The following is a 17,505-nucleotide window of genomic DNA, read 5'->3' as shown; positions in this document are numbered from 1 at the left end:
GAGCTGCCAGTGGCGCCGAACCTGTTGAACCAGGATTTCGCCGCAAGCGCGCCAAATCAGGCCTGGTGTGGTGACATCACGTACATCGCCACTGACGAAGGCTGGCTGTACCTCGCTGGCCTGAAAGACCTGTTCAGCGGCGAACTGGTCGGCTACGCTCATTCACCATACTGACCGTGGCAGCCAATACTGCGCACACGCGTATCAGCAGCTCGTAAGCCAGTTCCGCATGCAGACTTCAATGAGTCGACGTGGAAATTGCTACGACAACGCGCCGATTGAATCGTTCTGGGGAACCCTCAAAAATGAACTGGTCTATCATCACCGATTCGCGACACACGAGCAGGCAAAGCGCATGGTCAGTGAATACATTGAGATGTTCTACAACCGGCAACGCACGCAGGCCCGCCTCGACTACCTGTCACCCGTCGCATTCACGCAGCGATACTATCTGAAACAGCTCGCTGCTTAACCCGTTGGCGTCCACGGCTTCCGACCGACCTCACCCGTTACAGCCAAGATCCAAAGTCTCCTACATTTCCGGGGCGGTTCATGGTGCGCGAGATATACAAGCTGGTCGTGCTGATCTGGAACGCGCATGTCGCAGCCAACTCCCGTTGGGGCGACCCCAGTTATCTACAGATGCTGCAGCAGATGGCCGCCTCGCCGCAGATGCCATCGGAAGCGCGTGCCTGGATCGGCAAGCTCTCGAATCGCTGGCGGGAGAAGTTCGCCGACGCCAAGTACTGCGTCGGCCATTGGCACGTCAAGATCAAGGACGACGATACCCTGAGCTTTTACTGCGACGCCCGCGAAGCACCGCGACGGTAGCCCGTCGTCGCTCACACTATCCCCTCAAGGGCAAAGACGTCGCCTCCTATCGGCATCGCTGCCGACCACCCCCCTACGGTACTGAAGTTTCGGCGAAATCGAGAGCACTCGCTACTACGGGGATTCTCGGGCGGATACCGCCTGTTGATCATCGATGAGATCGGATACCTGCCGATGAGTCGCGAGCAGGCCAATCTCTTCTTCCAGGTGATCGCCAAACGATACGAGCGGGGCAGTCTGATCGTGACCAGCAACCTTCCGTTCGGGCAATGGGACCAGACGTTCGCCGACGACGCAACGCTCACAGCCGCGATGCTTGACCGGCTGTTGCATCACGCTCACGTCGTTGCAATCCAGGGGGAGAGCTACCGGCTACGCGAGAAGCGGCGGGCAGGATTGGTCGCGAAGAGATCGACCACGACAAAGGAGAGCGTCGCCAACTGAGCGCGGCCGGCACCGCAATAACACGACAACCCGGTGTATCAAATCTGAAGTGCCGATGCCGGCGGAAACTGTATCAATTCCGGAGTGCCGTTGACACCACTTTGTCCACTGTTGCCTTAGCGCTGGCCAGATCACTTGACATGGCGAATTGCAAGTTCGACGGCGAGTTCGCGGTGTACGTTTCAAAGGTTTCGATACCTGCTCGCAGGTCATTACATAATGATCTGCGCTGCGTCGCCGGCAATTCTCGTGCGACACCGACAATAAGATCAAAGACATCCGTCCACCGGTAGTTTGGATCGTTCAACATAGCGTAAGCCATAAGCGTTTTCGCTGGCATCCCCAGTGCTAGATGACGTTTCTGTTTAGATACGGAGTTGTTAAGGGCCACAAGGCGGACAAAGTCATTCAGTGTTACATCTTGTGGGTCGCTTAGCATTCTGTGCCATCCGGTAGAAAGGCCATGAAGAATTCCAGAAAATCGTTCGGAATTCCTCGATGCTATGTCCAAGAAATTCTGAAGGAACCATTTGCGAGTAGGCTCCGAACCGGGTGTCAAGTCGGGGATTTGTTCGGCAATGTCGCTCAAGCCCTTGGCGCCTACCGCATCGTTCATTTGCAAAAAAATCTCAGTGGCTTCCGCAAATACACGGGCTCGCAGGGGACCATTACCTGTCATGCTTTGGTTGTGGTACATAAATCCATCTCTGGCCAGATACGCATCATAAATTCGCCTGAACACACTTTCATGAATTTGAGTTTCTACGCTTTCCGGAAGACGGCTTTCCGGCTCATATTTTTTCTGTTTTTTCACAGCGGCCACAGCCTGCCTAAGCAGACCGGATTCCCCGTGTTCAAGCAGAGCGTTTTCGAAGGACTTGTAAATCCGAAATTTGTTATACGGTTTGATCAACTCAAGCCTTCTTTGCGCCTCGTCCGATAATTCCCCTGAAACGCGCGCGATGCTCGCAAGATCGTGTAGGTCGAACTCTGATGAGACTCTAGCAAGAAGTTCTCGAGGTAGGGCGGATATGCCTTGCATCGACTCGGGTATCCGGCGCGTGCGGGACGATCCTCCTCGTGACGGCGTCGGCAAAGCGGCATCTTCTTCCCGCGAAGGTTGAGTTGCGTCATGAGTTAACCCTCGGGAAACAGATTTAGGAAACATGAGCATTCCTTTCAAAATGGCGTTTTTCACGGGAAGCGTCGTTGGACTGTGCACAGAAACAGGCGTTGAGCAACGGCACGCGATCAGAAACCTGATGATCGTTTAACCGCTATTTAGCTGATTGGGCGCTCGCGAAAAACGCGGCTGAAACACGAATTCCGGATTTGCTTGCGGCATGTGCCGTGCCTCAAGACGTGCAAGACGATTTGCGATGCGGTGGTAGAACAGAGTCTGGTCGATATTCGTTTGTTGGTAGACGGTGCCCTAGGCAGTGCACGGTCCCGTTTCGCTATGTCCGCATGTTCTGCTTGGGTAGCGTCGGCGCGACGCCTATCGGATTATCCGTGTGTTAGGCATAAACTTCGCCCCCCCCAGCTGTCCAGTTTCTCGAAAGTGTCGGTGCCGGGATCAAGCCGTAGCCAAGTCGATGATGGTTTGCCTCTGCGTACCGAAGTGCTCCCGCAAGGCATTCTCGATGACGGCCTCCAAGGCATAGATGATTGCCTGAGGTCGTCTGGTCGTAAGCCTTGCGTACATCGTAGGCCGGACCACAAAATGCTCCGTCATCCGGATAAAGCGTAAGCGATCCACTATCGACGTCTACCCATCAGCACTCTGAGCGAGGAGCATAGGTGTCCACCTATTTTGGAGGTGGACACCTATGGCTGACAAAAACTCAGAGCTGAGAGTAGTTCGGCAGAGCAGTGACGGCCGTCGCCGTTACGATGAAAATGGCAAACGGGCATTGGTCGAGGCGACGTTACGCCCGGGCGTGTCGGTGGCCCGCATGGCGCAAGAGCACGGCATCAACGCCAACCTGCTGCGCAAGTGGATCACGAAATACCTGATGGGGCGCGAGAAAGGCGTCTCGCCGACGCCGCAGGATAACGGCGACGACCTGCCGCCTTCGGGTGATGCGACTGACAGCCTGGCGATCGATCCTCCGGGTTCTCACCAGCTCGTCGTTGCCGCGGCACCACCACCCGCGTTCGTGCCTGTCGTTCCGGTACCGCCTGCGTCTACGCCGCCATCCCCGTCAATGACGCTCACGCTGCATGTGCATCTGTCGAACGGTGTCGAACTCGAACTGGGCAAGGCCATCGCGACCATTGATGAACTGACAACCCTGGTTCAGATCCTTGGGAGGATGCCGTGTTCCGGTTCGACGACAATCTGAAGGTGTATCTGCATCGCGATCCTGTCGACTTCCGGTACGGCATGAACAGCCTGTCGATTCTCGTTGAACAGTCGATGCGTCTGAATCCGATGGACTCGTCGCTTTACATCTTCGGAAACCGGCATCGCGACAGGATCAAGATCCTTGGCTGGGACGGTAGCGGTTTCTGGCTTATGACGAAACGATTGGAGGCAAGCCGTTTCATCTGGCCCGACAACAAGGCTGAGGTCGTGACGATGACGACCAACGTGCTGCACGCGCTGCTCGATGGCGATGACATCACGACGATTCGACGACATCCGAAGCAGGAATATCTGCGTGTGAGCTGAACAGGCAGACGGTGTGCTGGTCTAACCCGGCATGCCGGTCAACGTCACGATCACCGCCGACGAACTGAAAGAGCTGCTCGCCGAACGCGATGCCGCTCGTGCGTTGCGAGAAGAACAGGAGGCATTACGCGGTGCCCTGCGGCTCGTGACAGCGGAACGCGATCTCGCCGAGGAACGACTCCGGGCCTACCGTCATGAGTTGTTCGGGGCAAAGAGCGAGGCACGAGATTCGGACCAACCCGGCCTGTTCAACGAAGCCGAGGTGCTCGGCGCGAGCAGCTCACCTGCTCAGGAAGATACGCCAGAATCGACGGTCGGCGCACATACACGCAAGAAGCGGGGCCATCGCAAGCCGCTTGATCCCAACCTGCCGCGCGACGTGGTGCGGCACGAGCTGCCTGAGGCTGAACGCTTCTGCATGAACGATGGTCACGCGCTCGTCGAGTTTGGCGTGGAGATCAGCGAGCAGCTCGACGTGATTCCGGAGCAGCTTCGCGTGATCCAGCACCAACGCGTCAAATATGCGTGCCCGTGCTGCGATCTCGGCATCAAGGTGACGCCAGCGCTGCCTCGCATCATCCCTCGCGGCCTGTTGAGCGAATCGGCGCTTGCATGGATCGCCGCCGGCAAGTATCAGTTCGGGATGCCACTGTATCGCCAGGCCGGTCTGCTACGTCGCTTCGGCGGCGACATCTCGTCGAACACGATTGCTGCGAGCATGGTCCGTGTGGGTCTCGGAACGCAACCCGATCAACCTGATGCGCGACGCGTTGCTCGATGCCGAGCTGATCTACTGCGACGAGACGACACTCCAGGTGTTGAAGGAAAAGGGCCGTCGACCGCAAACGAAGAGTTATCTCTGGGCGCAGATGACCGATTCGGGCGTGCCCATCCGATGCTTCACCTATACACCGGGGCGCGGCACCAGGCTGGCTGACAAGCTGTTCACCGGGATCCGCGAGGGCGCAGTCATGATGACCGATGGCTATGAGCCCTACAACGACATTGCCCGGCGTCACCAGCTCGTGCACCTTGGATGCTGGGTTCACCTGAGGCGGTACTTCGTCAAAGCAGAGGACAGCGTACCAAAGGCTGCCCGAACGCCCGATCTGCTGGCGACGCGCTTCATCAAATTGATCGGCAAGCTGTTCGCGGCCGAGGCGCGCAGTACGACGTGGACCTCACAACGACGACAGCGGTTGCGACGACGATACAGCGCGCGCGTACTCAATGCCATCCACGCGCTGATGCTCGAGCAATCGCCCGGCGTCGTACCGAAAAGCCTGCTCGGCAAGGGACTGACTTACCTGCGCGCACAGTGGCCCAAGCTCATTCGTTATGTCGAGAACGGCGACTGGCCTATCTCGAACAACGCTGTTGAGAATGCGATTCGACCATTCTGCGTGGGGCGCCGCGGATGGCTGTTCTCGGACACCGTCGGAGGCGCCAACGCGAGCGCCAATCTCTATACGCTCGTCGAAACCTGCAAAGCAAATAGCATCGATCCCTACCGGTACCTCACCTGGCTGTTCCAGCGCCTGCCTCTGGCGAAGACCGCCGACGACTACGAAGCGTTGCTTCCCTGGAAAATGCCGGCCAACCTCCGCTGACCCGCATCACTACCACACCTCACGCGCTCCGCCACCTTACTCTGAGGGGCGTTGTTCGTGGATCGCATACGATAAAGCAAATGTGAACCGTCGCTGGCCTCATGAACAACCTCGTGCAGTTTGGTCAATGAATGGTAGTCGCCGACAAGCAGGATACCGGCATGATTTTTCAGAAGCTGATAGTCGAGCACAGACATCTTCTTCAATATCAAAACGGCGCGCATTCGAAGTCTGGCCTGACGCGTAGCCATATCGCCCTTCGGGCCTGTCAAAGATCGACTGGATCCTGGCCTTCTGGCTCGCATACCTGTCAGTCATCTGTAGCACTTTTTGCTGATAGTAGAACGTAATGCGCGCAAGACTAGCCACCTTCAGCAACCCTGCGAGCGGGTAGTGTTACCTTAGCTCAAGCACGATTCACGCTTTTACTGCTGCGCTACCGGCTCTTCGCTTGAACCAAGGCGTCGAGTTTTTTTAGGTAAGCATTCTCCATGCGGAGGTGGTTCAGCTCATCCATTAGTTCCTTGCGGGTGCGCGCGTCCTCATCATGTGACTGGGGCGGACGTTCGTTAGTCGACTGCTTTGTCATTCTTGTGCGGCGCCCCGGGGAGCATGGAGACAAGGCGGCAACACCGCCTTGTCATAGGCGCGCTCCCAATCGCCGATGATGTTGAAGTTCCGGATATCAAAGAAGGCAGCGGCCTGACGGTAGGACAGTTCCTCATCGGCATACTCTCAAACACCAATAGTTTGAATTCTACGCTGTAAGCGCTTCTGCGCTTTTCCTGTACGCCTTCAGGGCCGTGCGCGCGGCCCATCTGCGTAGCGATTCAACGTTCACGCCATGACGTCGAGCTACGATCTTTAGTCCGTGGTGGCCGCTGCAGCAATCTTCGACGGCTGCCAGCTTCACCTGCTCTATATATGCCCAAAAAGCACCCCGAGGAAATGTCCAACCTTCGGGGGTCAGTCCTAGGCACTGCAGCCCCCAACAGCCCTTAAGACTTCGCAAAGCCACAACTGGTTTCGTCCCCTCGTCGTGCACCATGGCGAGGCCCACGTAGTGTTCAGAACCACTTGCTACCTTCGCTCCATGCGCATCTACCATGCCCTCATCCTTTCCTTCCGTTTCTCTTGCCCCGCCCACCCACACCGCCGAGACACGGGACATCGCGTCTGTCCCCTGTGCGGGCAACCGCACAGGCAAGCAAGCAGAAGCCGCACCGGCCTGGTTCTCAGGCCTAAAATCGCATCGCTCAAGCGAAGGCAACAGCTCGGATGTCGCCGACACAGCCAGCGCGACGTCCTGGCGCCTGCGCAGGAGCTCGCTGCCGTCGCACCGCTCCGGCTTGCCGGGCCCCTCGCTCGCGCACGGCGAATGTCAGTCAATCGAACGGTCGCGCATGCACTCAGAGACTCACGGAGCCAGCGCCGCCTCGAGCATCAATGAGGATGACGAAATCACGCTGGAGATGCCGCCGCCGTGCGGCGGCGCACTGACCGTCTGCAGCGACGGCAAGCCGATCTGCAAGGAAGATCGCGGCGTGCAGAGCGTGCTGAACCTGATTGGCGAACTCGATCTCGAAGCGGTCAGGAACCTGAACATCGCGCCCGGCGCGCAGATTCATATCGAGTGGGACGAGCAGTTGATGGAGAAGATGAACAGCTTCCGTCAGCTTTCCGGCGGCAACATGCTTATGACCACCGACCTGCTGCGCGACGCGATCGCCAAGGGCGAGAGCGCGTTCACGCCTGAGGCGCGCATGCCGGGCACCGATCAGCACCCGAGTACATTCCTGCGCAATGTAGGCATCCAGATCCGCGTGACGCCCGACAACGGCGCGAGCGCTCGTCTGCAGGCCGTGCTGATTCAGCAGTCGAACGACCCGGCGAAGCAAGCGCGGCTCGCTAAATTCCGTGGCGATTTTGGCGCGATGTCGATGCTGTCTCTGGCCACCAACAAGGATTTCAATAAAGAGTTGGCCTACGGCCTCTGCGCGAGCCTGGTCGGTACCGGCGTGATCGGCGCGAGCTTCGACTACGGTATTTGGGCCAGCGTGAAGACGGCGATTGGCCCGGCCGCCGCGGCCAAGTATGGCCCGCTGCTCGATTCGCTGACGCCGCTGTTTGCGGAAACCTTCGACTCCATGGTCATCAAGCGGCTCATGGAAGCTATGAAAGGCAACACCTTCATGCCCGCGCATCTGTCTGAAGCGCTCGGCGACCTCAAGGGCGCTGCGTTCTCCGGCTCGATCGCAGCAGTCGGCTCGCTGCCGAACAACTTTGTGCGTGATCTCGCGAAGGCCGCGAACGATAGCGGCCATGAACTGCTGGCGGTCTGCCTGCTGGTCGCCAAGCAGGTCACGAACCTGCTTGCCACCTGGACGTCCGGTGCCATGGTGCCGCTCGAAGTGATGGCGGATCATCGGGAGCTGGTCGACAGGAAGTTGGCAATGATCGAGGCCGGTACGATCCCGTGCCCGCAGGTGGACGACGTGCTCAAGCACGTCAGCGACGAAGCGCTCTCCACACTGCGCGCCGCGCGTGGCACCGGCTCGGCGATCCGCTCGATGGCCACCGGGGGCGAAATTGCCGCGACTCTCGGCCTGATGCTTTCACTGCTGTCGTACGCAGGCATCCTGCCGAGCACGGTCGAACAGCTGATCACGCTGATGTACTCTACCCCGACGGAAGTCATCAGCATGGTGTCGACGATGGCGGCCGAGAAGTGGGTGGGCGCGGACTCAAGCAGGGAAGACGCCCGCATTACCACCGACGCGGCAAAGCAAAGCGGCATGCTCGGCCAGATCGCCAAATCGGATCAGACGTCGCTGGCCGACCTCGACCACATCGCGCGCCCGTACGGCGAACGAAACGCGCAGCTCGGCTACGCGGTCACGGTGGCACTGAGCGGTGCGATGGGGTTGGTTGAGAAGGGCGCTGAATACGGCGTGCGATATGCGGGCGCGGTCGGCCGTGGCGTGCAAGTGCTGCCGGGCACGGCCTATGAGCATGGGCTGAAGCCGGTGGGCCAAGGCATCGCACAGACGGCCCAGAAGGCGGGCGAGGCGCTCGCGCCGGTGCTTACGCCGGCCGGCAAGGCTATGTTGGCGGGTGCGGCGGCGGCCGGCACCTACGTAGTCAAGCCGACGGCCAACGCCACGGCGATGGCCGTCGACGGCGTCGTGCGCGCGTCGGGCGCCAGTGCGCGGCTCGTCGGTCAGGCGGCGTCGAGCGGCGCAGACGCGGTCAGCCGGCTCGTGAGGTCGCGCGCTCGCGGCTCCACCGCCGAGCAGAATGGCGACGACATGGCGTAAGCGTGTCGCCCCACGGTAGCTCCTTGCGCTTGGCGACATGCGTCGCCATCGCATCCATCAATGACGGGTTCAGCACGTCGTGGGGCGCACGCTCAGTTCGATCGGGCGCGCTGCACATCCGCTTCTCCGACTTGCGGCCTGTCATCTCCCGGCACATAGGAGCCAATGGGCTTCCGGCATAAAGGAGCCGGGACGTTTCCGGCGTAAAGGAGCCACGTCGTTTCCGGCATATAGGAGCCAGACGGTCTTCGGCATATAGGAACCAGCAGGGAGGGAGCGGGCATTCCGGACCTTGATGCGCATTGCCTGTTTAACTTGGGGCGTGATCCCCAAGGGAGGCAGCGATGGGCCGACGGAGATTCGAGATGCACCAATACCGGCAGGTTCCCGTGCGCATGCGTCACGGGGATTCCGATCGCGAACTCGCACGTTCGCGCTACATGGGGCGGCGCTCAGTTGCGTCCGTCTGGCTCGATCCAGATACTCCCAGACCGTCGCCTTGGACGCGCCGATCGTGCACGCGATTTCACTTTGACTGCGCTCGCAGACAAACCGCAGGCGCAGCGCCTCTTTTATCTGACACATGGATAACCTTGTTCCTGGTGACCTGCCCCCTGCAAACAGGGCCAACCGGAGTCTAGACTGAGTGTGTGCGTCGGGTTCTCTTCGTCATCTTTTCCGGTTCCTTTGCCAGCATTATCGCTGGCTCAGACCCCGGCAGTTCCACTTATCCGCCTGTCTGAATTTGCGCGGCCACCTCTCGCACCCATCCTCGGGCTGCTTCCCGATCTGCGCAATTACGTGCTTCCAGCGCATACGGCACAGTGTCCGCAACCGTCGATCACGCTGTTCGGCTCGACCATCACGCTGACTGCGCAGTGCACGCTCGCTGAACAGTTCCGGTCGCAGATACAGGTGACCTTTGCGCTGGTCTTCACGCTCGTGTCGCTGTTCATTGTTCTGACTGCCTAGGGAGCGTCGATCATGTTCGGGATTCTGGTTAGCGCGTTTAACGTGGTGCTGGGCTTCGTGATGCGCTCGGTGATCGCGAAGTTCTTTGCGTACTTCGTGATGTGGTTCATTACGACCGAGTTCGTATCGGTACTGCAAAGCGCAGGAATCCTGCCGACCGCTTCTGCACTGGCCGGTGCGTTCGGAAGCATCGGTTCGGACGTGTGGTATTTCATGGACCTGTGCTCGTTCAGCTTCGGTGCGCCGCTGGTGATATCGGCCTATGCGACGCGCTTCATCATCCGGCGTATTCCGGTGATCGGGTGAGCTGATGGCAATCAACGCGTACTGTGGGGTGATGGGTTCCGGCAAGTCGTACGAAGTGGTGTCCGGTCCGCTGCTGGACGCGGTTGCGCGGGGCCGTCGCGTGGTGACGAACATCGACGGCGTAAGCGGCGAGGCGATTCACAGCTACCTGCACGAAAAACGCGGGATACCGGATGACATGCTTGGCGAAATCGTGCATGTGCGCACTGACGACATGTTGCGTGAAGGCTTCTTTCCCGTTGAGGTTGAGGGTTCGCACGATGCGACGGTGACACCGGGCTTCGTGAAGCCAGGTGATCTGCTGGTCGTCGATGAGGCATGGAAGCTTTGGGCGACCGACAAAAAGATCAGCAGGGAACACATGGCATTCTTCCGCATGCACCGGCACTTCGTGCATGAGGAAACGGGCGTGGCCTGTGATGTAGTACTGATGATCCAGAGCATTGCGGATCTGCACCGCTCGATCAAGGCGGTGATCGAACTGTCGTTTCGCATGGTCAAGCTTAAAAGCCTCGGGCTGTCGAGCGGCTATCGCGTCGAGATGTACGAGACGTACAAACAGACGAAGGGCACACAGACCGGCACGTTCATCCGCAAGTACAGGCCGGAGATCTTCCCGCTTTACAAAAGCTATGCGGGAGCGGGCGGCAGGGAAAGCACGGTCGACAAACGGCAGAACGTCCTCATGCGCAAAACGCTGTGGCTGATGGTGGCGGGCGTGGTCGCCATGGTGGTGGTCGCGTGGTCGTTTGCGTGGCGCTTCTTTCATCCACCCGCGAAGAACGCGCACACGACGAAAAGGCTTCGGTCGCTGCCTCCGGTGTGTCTGCTGCATTACCACCGGCTGGTGCTGCGACTGCGGGGCCGCGCACGTCCGATGTCTGGCGGGTGGTGGGTGCGTATACAGCCAATGCGCGGTCATGGGTGGTGCTGGCTGATGCATCAGGCCGGTTGCGGGTTGAGTCGCCGTCTGAATTCGCCGGCGATGGTGTCAGCCGTGCCGGAATCGTCGAAGGTCAGCGGGTGACGATGTGGTCGGGGGCGATGAAAACGTCTGCCCCGTCTCCAGTTGGCGGGAGTGCGAAATGAAGTGCGCGGGGTTCCTGCTGCTGTGTGTTGCTTTTGTTGCGCGGGCAGCGGATATGTCGACCGGTGCGTCAGGTGTTCCGCCGCTGCCGCCGGGCATGCCGCAGGTCGCGCCGGCTGCTGTAGGCGTCGTTCCCTATGGGTGCGTTGCCGCGCATGTCGGGCTCGAGCATCGATCTGCGGTTCGTGCCGGTGGCGCAGGGGGTTGACCTGATCTATGCCGACCTGTTGCAGGCGCCGTACGTGATTGATCCTGATGTGCTCGCTGACTCGCAGCCAGTTTCGGTCCTTTTTGACCGCACGCAGGGCGATGTGCGTGTGTTCCTGTCGTCGTTTCTGGATTCGCTCGGCTACTCGGTCACCGATCGCAATGGCGTGGCTTACATAGAAAAATCGAAGCTGTCGAAGGATGAGGCGGACCAGCAGACCTTCGTGTATGCGCCGAAGTACCGGGATGCGGACTACCTTTCCCGGATCGTCTCACCGGTTGTGCGGGGCCGTTTCACTGAAAACCGGTCGGTTGCTGCGCCGGAAGGGGCCAAGGTGGCGAGCGATGTGCCGGCGACGTCAGCCGCGGGGCTGATCGACCAGTCGGCGGATGTGCTGGTGTTCGTCGGTTCAGCTCGCGAGGTCGCGGTGCTTGGCAAGCTGCTGCCGCAGCTCGATACGCCGGTGGCGAATGTGTCGGTGCGGGCGTGGGTGTATGAGGTGACTGATACCGGCACGAACAATTCAGCTTTCCAGCTTGCGATGAGCGTGCTGGATGGGCGTGTAGGGGCCTCGCTGAACGTGGGGAGTATCAGCGGGACGGACAATGCGATCCGGCTGAGCGTGGGCGGTTTTAACGCGGCGCTGTCGGCGCTGAACAGTGATTCGCGCTTCAAGGTGCTGACTTCGCCAAACCTGCGCGTGCGCTCGGGCGATACGGCCAGTCTGAATGTCGGTGAGTCGGTGCCGGTGATCGGTTCGGTGTCGTTTCCGAGCTCGACGGCGGCGCCGGTGCAAAGCGTCGTGTATCAGGATGCGGGCGTGATTTTTCAGGTGAAGCCGACTGTGAAGCGCGACGCTATCAATCTGCAGCTCGTAGAGGAAATCAGCAGCTTCGCGAATACGACTACCGGCGTGAACAACTCGCCGACGAAGAACACGCGCAAGGTGGAAAGCTCGTTCAGTCTGGCCGATGGCGATGTGCTGCTGATTGGCGGGCTGACGCAGGATCAGGACACGCATGCGAACTCGGGCCTGTCGTTCCTGCCCGCGCTGGATGGCTGGTCACACGGTGTCGACAGCCAGGACGGAGATTCTGCTGATGCTGCAAGTGCAAAAGCTGTAGGCGTCTGGCCGCGATGTGAGAGGTGCGATAGTCACGGCACCGTTCGCGTCACGGGGAATTTTTTCGTGCCGGTCCATGCGTCGTTGCGGTGAAGTGCAACGATGGCATTCCCTCATTTACAGGAATTGGTGATATGGCAGATCGGATAGGAAACACGGGCGGGGCGCGGCGGTTCGATGGTGAAGAAAACGCACAGTCTGCCGAACCGCAGAATTCCCAGCCGGCGGTAGTACCGCGTAGCCGTGGAGCGGCCGACCCTCGTCTGGCGAATCTGGCGCGTCTTTCCGGCTGGCCAGAGCTGCATAACGTTGTGCGCGAGGGTGCGGCCCTGCTGGCGTTGAGGGCCGGATTCTCGCGAGACGGGCTCGAGAGGGATCTAGGCGGGGGTTTCAGTGCCGATGAGCTGGCCGCTCGACTGGCATCGATGCATCTGAACCCCTCTCTGGATATGAACGAGCAATTCGCCGAAGGGGCGCAACAGCTTGCCCGGCGATTGGGTGGGACGCCGCGACAAATCGTGGACGCGTACCACACTGTGCCAGGTCCGGATGCTGTATTCACGCAGCCTGAGGAGCTGTGGAATCCGATGTTTCGCGTTCCTGCATCACCGTTGCGGTCGCCGGAGAATGCGCCGGAGGGTTACCACCATGCGCTGCCCGACTCTGGTAACTTCGATCCGGCTAGTTTCAGTCTGCCGCTTGCTCCGCAGGGCTCGGCCGGTGGCCGGCCATATGGACCGTCTGACCAGCAGCCCTCTGTACCTCCGGCTCGTTCAACCGGGGCTTCGTTACCCGTTGCTTCGACGTCCCGAGCTTCTTCATCCCAGGCTCCAGTCGAACAATCCGTGCTGGAGAGCGAAGCCTATCGAAGCCTAAATCACAATCACGAAGCTTCAGTGCGGGGTTTCTTTAGCAGAATTAACGAGCGAGAATTCCGGCTTATGGATGAGGATCAAAAAATGGAAGTTATCCAGGATTACGCGAAAAGTAATTACATGCTAGAGGCTTTAACTACGGGCTTGCGAAGGTTGGGAGTACTCGGACGAACGCGCTTGTCGAACGCCGAGCGCCCACCGGAGGAAAAGGCACTGTTGAACCAATTCCCTGAACGCAGCAGGTACCGGAATACACTCGGCGGCTTCCTGTCCTTTCTTAGAAAGGAGGGGGTCCCGATCGCTCGGTTCAAGGATATGTCAGAGCACGATCGACAACGGTACATCGATCAACATTGCAGAACGGCGGGAAGGGGGGGTAGAGCATTGAACTCCCTGTCCCGAGTCGAACTTCAACGTGCGCTTTATATCGTTGGCCATGGTGGAACGTATCGTCCAGCGTCAGGAGTGTCCGGCTCGTAGCCGGAGTGACGTACGGCTGCGGCGTGACTGCGAAGTCGTGGCGGCTGTCGCGCGGCTCAGCGCGGCCGGCTGGACCGAGTAGCGGGTAACGGCGTGGTGATCGAACGCAGGCGAGGGCGGTGAACGCGCCCCCCTCACTGCAAAGCTGCCTTGATGGGCGTGTGCATATCGCTGCGGCATGCGTAGGCGGTCTCGGTTGGGCTGGCGATGGGTGGATGGGATGTTGGGGTGGAGGCCGCTGCAAGCGACCCGCCTGCCCGCAGCGCAGCGGGGACAGCCGGGGCGCGCGCAGCGCGCCCCTAAACTTGAATCAGGGACACTTAACGGAAACAGAGATGAAGACAGCACAGCAAACGTCTGTACAGCAAGGGTCATGAGGTAGGGGTAGCAAAGAAAAAGCCCTGATCGCGCGAACGGTCAGGGCCTTGGTGAAACTGCGCATTACAAGGACGGTTGCAATGCACGAAGAGATTATAGGCGACTTCTCGCCGTTCAGACGTGAATGGGTAATCCGTGGCCGGAATTTTGGGGATGGTCAGGTCGAGATCACCGCGACGCGTTTTGATCGCTACATGGGTGCACAACGTCTGAATACGCTTCCGAAATCGAAACGCGGCGAATCTTAGAACTCCGAAGAAAATCTGATGGATGCTGCCAAACGTGCGAAGCAACAGGTTCGGCTACGTTGCAAGGCGATTGGCGCGGATCGGATGATCACGCTAACGTACCGGGAGAACATGCAGGACAAGGCGCGTCTTAAATGCGATTTCGATTCACTGCGTCGTCGCCTCGGGGCACTCGGCGGTTTCCAGTACGTCGCCGTGGCAGAGCGACAGCAACGTGGTGCTTGGCACCTGCACGTCGCAGTGAGGGGACGTCAGAACTATCGTGTACTGCGCTCGATCTGGCAAAAGCATAGTCGGCGTAGACAACGGCAACATCCATGTTCGCAATCCGTTCAAGGAAAAGGGTCTGCGGCACAAGCTCGCGGCGTATCTGGCGAAATACATCACGAAGGGCTTTGCCGATCACGCGATGAACGAAAAGCGCTATTGGACTAGTCGTGGGGTGGAGGTGCCGGAACGAATGCCGATTGAGCACATCCTGTCGGACGATCCTGTCCAGGCGTTGAAGATCGTTTTTGAGGCGGCTCGCCGTGTCGGTGCGTCGCTAGATCGATGTCAGACGTTCTGGCGGCAGGAACTCGGCTGCTTCTGGCTTTCGACACGGGAGGTTTGAGCGTTTCTGGTCAGATGTGGATGGATCATGGATGCTAGGGGTAACTAATGCTATTCGCATGGTGCACGGCTCTTTCGCGGTCTACGCTTGCTCGAAACTGCTGTGCCATCAGACTTTGCCGTGTTATAAGCCGCCGCCCTAGGTGGGCGGCCCATCCATGTGTAATAGTTTGGGAGTATGAAATGGGAAGCTGTTTTTCGGGACCGGTCCAAGGGAATAACTTTGAAATGAACAATTATTCGGCTTCTCGACCGGATGCGAACGCGGACACCTCGGGCGGGCAAGGTGTCAGGCGAACGACTACAACCCATTCTGCTGTACACATTCCACTTGAACCAAGAGGCAGCGCGTCAACTACGAGGCATGACCTACAGCAGCGTTCCCGGGTTCAGATCGCTAGTGGCGTGTCGAGGTTGAGTTTCGGAGGCTTGCCGTCAGCGCTCGATCGTCGAGAACTCGGTGCTGAACTCGGGCGGGGCGAGGAGAAAGTCGTGTACCGGTTGAAAAGTCCGCTAGATGCGTTCGCGGTAGGTGTGTTCCATTATCCGTCTGGTGCACTGGATGAAACGATGGATTCCCTGCGCAAGTTGAAAAGTCACGGGTTGCCGGTTGTCGAATACTCGAAGCCCATCACGGTTACCGGTGCTGGCCAAGGTATGCAACAGGCAGTTTACATGCCTTACGTAGATGGAGCCGTTAGCGCAAAGGAACTCCGAGACGATGTGGGTATTTCCGATGTCGTGCGCATCAACGCAACTACGTTCGCGGATCTGGACAAAATTGAGGAGGCTTTGTTATCCGGGGGCAATGGTCATGGGTTAGCTGTATGGGACTTCGATATGCTCGTAGGGAAGGACGGGAGAGTAAGGGTATGTGACCCTGCCCAAGTGCATGAAGTCGAGCCGTCCGGGCGGGGGAAGCAGACACAGCAGGAAAACTTGATGCTGTTGGGCCGTTTGCGTGCTGCCCTAACAAACATATCCTGATTAATCAATTGAGCAATCATCAAGACTGGTGTACGCGGGGCGGGCGGCATGATCAGGCGGCCAGCGCTTGAGGAGCCGGTGTGCTCTCGATCACCGGAGTGCCGTCCTTGAAGGGAATGCCCCCCAGAAGCGGTTCGATCCTGTCGACGCCGCGGATCTTCCTCCAGGTCTGCTCGGCCGCTTCGATCAGCTTGAACGCCATCGCGAGGAAGGTCGAGCGCGACAGACAGTTGCGCGTGCGGCTCGTGCGATGGCGCACAGTCGCGAACGTCGATTCAATCGGATTCGTGGTGCGCACATGCTGCCAATGTTCGGCAGGGAAGTCGTAGAACGCGAGCAACGCGTCGCTGACCTGCCCTGGAATTTTCGGACCAGCTGAAACTTGAGAGAATGGCTCCAACGGAGAGAAGGAAGTCATGAAGAAGAGCCGGTTTACCGAAGAGCAGATGGTCACGATCCTGCGGGAGGGGGCAAGGCGCCGATTGCCGAGGTCGCGAAGAAGTACGGGATCAGCGACCAGACCATATACAACTGGCGACAGCATTTCGGCGGGCTCGAGGCGGCCGACGTGAAGCGGCTCAGGCAGCTCGAGCAGGAGAACGCGCGGCTGAAGAAGATGCTGGCCGAGCGCGATCTCGAACTGGATGTAATGAAAGAGATCAACGCAAAAAATGTATGGTCCGCCCCGGCTTTGCAAGGGAGTCCCTGTGCGACGAAGCAGTTTGCGTAAATGTATCCGGCCTCTCGCGAGTTAGCCGCTTTTGACGGCAAGGCCATGATGGGATATGCGCGCCCGGTTCCCAATAAGTGGCCCGGCCTTGAAGGCCGTTTTTTTGACCCGGGTTTACCGAACGCCGTTGCACAGTTTCGTCATCAGGTGCAGCCGCCTGCAAACCTGGAAGTGTAATCAGAGGCTCCTATTGCTGTCGCTGGCGCGGCTGCCGGAGATTGAACCGCCCCGGCTTTGTCGGAGACCGCCGAGTTGGGCGCTACGCCGCGCGAGCGGAGCACACCAGATTCCGATTGTAGACTTCCTCTGCTTGCGCAGGCGATACGTACCCGAGCGGGCCGAGCAACCGATGGTGGTTATACCAGTGAACCCATTCGAGCGTGGCGAGCTCGACGTCCTGGAGCGTGCGCCATGAACGCCGATGTACATCTCCGGCCTTATACAAGCCGTTGATCGTTTCGGCCAGAGCATTGTCGTAGGAGTGGCCGACAGTTCCGGCTGATGGTTCAACGCCCGCGTCCAGCAAACGTTCGGTATACCGAATGCTTATTGAGTTTTACCAAATTCATGACAACCGATTCTCTGTTGGTGCGTTATACGGTCATCACGTTGAAGGGAGACTC

General features: G+C 59.1%; 12 protein-coding genes and 7 pseudogenes. 15 read left to right on the top strand and 4 right to left on the bottom strand.

All coding sequences use genetic code 11. The features are described from left to right. The 3 genes and pseudogenes from QYH69_RS35010 to QYH69_RS35000 all read left to right on the top strand — a co-directional run. Positions 1-472: pseudogene (locus QYH69_RS35010) on the top strand (DDE-type integrase/transposase/recombinase); the annotation flags it as partial. Positions 473-552: 80 nt separating this feature from the next. Then, complete coding sequence (locus QYH69_RS35005; protein WP_308836219.1) at positions 553-831, top strand: hypothetical protein; 279 nt, start codon at positions 553-555, stop codon at positions 829-831. Between the two features lie 132 nt (positions 832-963). Beyond that, positions 964-1,275: pseudogene (locus QYH69_RS35000) on the top strand (ATP-binding protein); the annotation flags it as partial. A 73-nt stretch (positions 1,276-1,348) separates the two neighbouring features. On the opposite strand, the gene QYH69_RS34995 reads toward QYH69_RS35000, so the two are convergent. Continuing rightward, entirely contained in the window at positions 1,349-2,473 is a 1,125-nt protein-coding gene (locus tag QYH69_RS34995; protein WP_308836218.1) for a hypothetical protein, read from the bottom strand. Between the two features lie 631 nt (positions 2,474-3,104). On the opposite strand from QYH69_RS34995, the gene QYH69_RS34990 reads away from it, so the two are divergent. The 4 genes and pseudogenes from QYH69_RS34990 (at position 3,105) to QYH69_RS34970 (ending at position 8,876) form a co-directional block, all read left to right on the top strand. Continuing rightward, positions 3,105-3,620: a transposase gene (locus QYH69_RS34990; protein ID WP_308836217.1), complete on the top strand. Its 516-nt coding sequence runs from the start codon at positions 3,105-3,107 to the stop codon at positions 3,618-3,620. Further along, positions 3,596-3,949: an IS66 family insertion sequence element accessory protein TnpB gene (gene tnpB / locus QYH69_RS34985; RefSeq protein ID WP_308836216.1), complete on the top strand. Its 354-nt coding sequence runs from the start codon at positions 3,596-3,598 to the stop codon at positions 3,947-3,949. Before QYH69_RS34990 ends, tnpB begins: the two co-directional genes overlap by 25 nt. 31 nt (positions 3,950-3,980) lie before the next feature. Beyond that, positions 3,981-5,559, top strand: a pseudogene (locus QYH69_RS36210) (IS66 family transposase). A gap of 1,106 nt (positions 5,560-6,665) precedes the next feature. After that, positions 6,666-8,876 carry a hypothetical protein gene (locus QYH69_RS34970; RefSeq protein ID WP_308836214.1) on the top strand — a complete coding sequence of 737 codons (2,211 nt, stop codon included), beginning with the start codon at positions 6,666-6,668 and terminating at the stop codon, positions 8,874-8,876. A gap of 141 nt (positions 8,877-9,017) precedes the next feature. Here the strand turns inward: QYH69_RS34970 and QYH69_RS36205 are convergent, their stop codons facing one another. Continuing rightward, positions 9,018-9,461, bottom strand: a complete 444-nt coding sequence (locus QYH69_RS36205; protein ID WP_374992562.1) for a sigma factor-like helix-turn-helix DNA-binding protein — start codon at positions 9,459-9,461, stop codon at positions 9,018-9,020. A 216-nt stretch (positions 9,462-9,677) separates the two neighbouring features. Here QYH69_RS36205 and QYH69_RS34960 point away from each other — a divergent pair, with 216 nt between their 5' ends. The 6 genes and pseudogenes from QYH69_RS34960 (at position 9,678) to QYH69_RS34935 (ending at position 16,152) form a co-directional block, all read left to right on the top strand. Next, on the top strand, positions 9,678-9,848 hold the full coding sequence (locus tag QYH69_RS34960; RefSeq protein ID WP_308836213.1) for a hypothetical protein: 171 nt from the start codon (positions 9,678-9,680) through the stop codon (positions 9,846-9,848). A gap of 12 nt (positions 9,849-9,860) precedes the next feature. Continuing rightward, the gene (locus tag QYH69_RS34955; RefSeq protein WP_308835775.1) at positions 9,861-10,154 is read left to right on the top strand and encodes a DUF2523 domain-containing protein; all 294 of its coding nucleotides are present in this window, start codon (positions 9,861-9,863) and stop codon (positions 10,152-10,154) included. 4 nt (positions 10,155-10,158) lie between these two features. Beyond that, a complete protein-coding gene (locus QYH69_RS34950; RefSeq protein ID WP_308836212.1) occupies positions 10,159-11,181 on the top strand; it encodes a zonular occludens toxin domain-containing protein in 1,023 nt (340 codons plus the stop codon). Positions 11,182-11,378: 197 nt separating this feature from the next. Beyond that, on the top strand, positions 11,379-12,665 hold the full coding sequence (locus tag QYH69_RS34945; protein ID WP_308836211.1) for a type II secretory pathway protein: 1,287 nt from the start codon (positions 11,379-11,381) through the stop codon (positions 12,663-12,665). A gap of 1,720 nt (positions 12,666-14,385) precedes the next feature. Next, a pseudogene (locus tag QYH69_RS34940) lies at positions 14,386-15,166 on the top strand (hypothetical protein). A gap of 491 nt (positions 15,167-15,657) precedes the next feature. Next, a complete protein-coding gene (locus QYH69_RS34935; RefSeq protein ID WP_308836210.1) occupies positions 15,658-16,152 on the top strand; it encodes a hypothetical protein in 495 nt (164 codons plus the stop codon). A 52-nt stretch (positions 16,153-16,204) separates the two neighbouring features. Here the strand turns inward: QYH69_RS34935 and QYH69_RS34930 are convergent. After that, positions 16,205-16,498 (bottom strand): annotated as a pseudogene (locus QYH69_RS34930) (transposase); the annotation flags it as partial. 70 nt (positions 16,499-16,568) lie between these two features. On the opposite strand from QYH69_RS34930, the pseudogene QYH69_RS34925 reads away from it, so the two are divergent. Next, positions 16,569-16,843, top strand: a pseudogene (locus QYH69_RS34925) (transposase); the annotation flags it as partial. 39 nt (positions 16,844-16,882) lie between these two features. After that, a complete protein-coding gene (locus QYH69_RS34920) occupies positions 16,883-17,059 on the top strand; it encodes a hypothetical protein (protein ID WP_308836209.1) in 177 nt (58 codons plus the stop codon). 82 nt (positions 17,060-17,141) lie between these two features. On the opposite strand, the pseudogene QYH69_RS34915 reads toward QYH69_RS34920, so the two are convergent. Further along, positions 17,142-17,432: pseudogene (locus tag QYH69_RS34915) on the bottom strand (integrase core domain-containing protein); the annotation flags it as partial. Positions 17,433-17,505 lie beyond the last annotated feature (73 nt).

The sequence above is a fragment of the Paraburkholderia sp. SARCC-3016 genome (genome assembly GCF_031119615.1).
Classification (GTDB): Bacteria; Pseudomonadota; Gammaproteobacteria; order Burkholderiales; family Burkholderiaceae; genus Paraburkholderia.
Note: the sequence above shows the minus strand (reverse complement) of the source record. Positions and strands in the feature narration are given on the sequence as shown.

What these genes read in the sequence shown, in the direction of transcription:
- QYH69_RS34990 (WP_308836217.1), top strand. Translation starts at nt 3,105, where the DNA reads ATGGCTGACAAAAACTCAGAGCTGAGAGTAGTTCGGCAGAGCAGTGAC.
- QYH69_RS34945 (WP_308836211.1), top strand. Translation starts at nt 11,379, where the DNA reads ATGGGTGCGTTGCCGCGCATGTCGGGCTCGAGCATCGATCTGCGGTTC.
- QYH69_RS34955 (WP_308835775.1), top strand. Translation starts at nt 9,861, where the DNA reads ATGTTCGGGATTCTGGTTAGCGCGTTTAACGTGGTGCTGGGCTTCGTG.
- QYH69_RS34920 (WP_308836209.1), top strand. Translation starts at nt 16,883, where the DNA reads ATGTATCCGGCCTCTCGCGAGTTAGCCGCTTTTGACGGCAAGGCCATG.
- QYH69_RS34970 (WP_308836214.1), top strand. Translation starts at nt 6,666, where the DNA reads ATGCCCTCATCCTTTCCTTCCGTTTCTCTTGCCCCGCCCACCCACACC.
- QYH69_RS34950 (WP_308836212.1), top strand. Translation starts at nt 10,159, where the DNA reads ATGGCAATCAACGCGTACTGTGGGGTGATGGGTTCCGGCAAGTCGTAC.
- QYH69_RS36205 (WP_374992562.1), bottom strand. Translation starts at nt 9,461, where the DNA reads ATGTGTCAGATAAAAGAGGCGCTGCGCCTGCGGTTTGTCTGCGAGCGC.
- QYH69_RS35005 (WP_308836219.1), top strand. Translation starts at nt 553, where the DNA reads ATGGTGCGCGAGATATACAAGCTGGTCGTGCTGATCTGGAACGCGCAT.